We start from the raw sequence: 777 nt of genomic DNA on the forward strand, positions 1-777 counted from the left end.
CTATACTTGAGCGAAGCGAAACTGCCAAGCGTTGCGAATCACTCTTAAATGCTTTGTTAGGCATCTGGCTTACCATGCTGATTTAGATGTAAGTTAAGCTGTGATAAGTAAGATTTATACCCCTTTAAGAATTCATCTTTCAAGGGCTTCATATTCATATTAAATTCTTTCACAGCTACGTCAGTTTCATCTACCGCAGAGTAATATGAGTCCATATCTACATCACTTGTAATGTATGCCTTTCTTTCTGCGATTAAAGCGCGCTTAACAGAAGTAAATTTAGCTTTCATTACCTCTTCTGATCTTAGAGCTAACTCGGAGAGGTTACGCCCCTCAAGAAGTATTTCGTTATTTGCCTCTAAATAGATTACAAGACGTTGATACTGTTTGAGTATGTCGACGGCTTTACGACCAAACTTTAGCTGATATTCAAATAGAGATTGACCATCATCTGGAGGAAAATCCCCAAAATTTACTAGCATAAATTCGTAATAAAATTCAGTTAGATAATCATAGTAAGTGACTAATTGCTCGTTGCACTTATTTTCGTGCTCAAGGACTCTTGCGGAATCAGCTTCCATCCCTATTCGAACAGCTTCAACTTGGCTAGTTATAAGCCGCACATCTTCTTTAGTAGCTAAGTTTTCACCTTTCTTCTTAAGGTAAGATGACAAATACAATTTCATCACAACAAAGCCTGCTGCGATAATAAACAATTGCCAATCTATATTTTCAATATTCATTAGCTCTCACTATGCCCAGTTGATGCCTAACGCC

General features: G+C 37.5%; 1 protein-coding gene. It reads right to left on the reverse strand.

Annotated elements, in window-relative coordinates; genetic code table 11:
• Positions 1 to 56 precede the first annotated feature (56 nt).
• Positions 57 to 743 carry a hypothetical protein gene (locus B7C60_RS13095; protein WP_054389841.1) on the reverse strand — a complete coding sequence of 229 codons (687 nt, stop codon included), beginning with the start codon at positions 741 to 743 and terminating at the stop codon, positions 57 to 59.
• Between the last annotated feature and the right edge of the window lie 34 nt (positions 744 to 777).

Origin of the sequence: Vibrio fujianensis, from assembly GCF_002749895.1 — a bacterium.
Classification (GTDB): Bacteria; Pseudomonadota; Gammaproteobacteria; order Enterobacterales; family Vibrionaceae; genus Vibrio; species Vibrio fujianensis.

What these genes read in the sequence shown, in the direction of transcription:
- B7C60_RS13095 (WP_054389841.1), bottom strand. Translation starts at nt 743, where the DNA reads ATGAATATTGAAAATATAGATTGGCAATTGTTTATTATCGCAGCAGGC.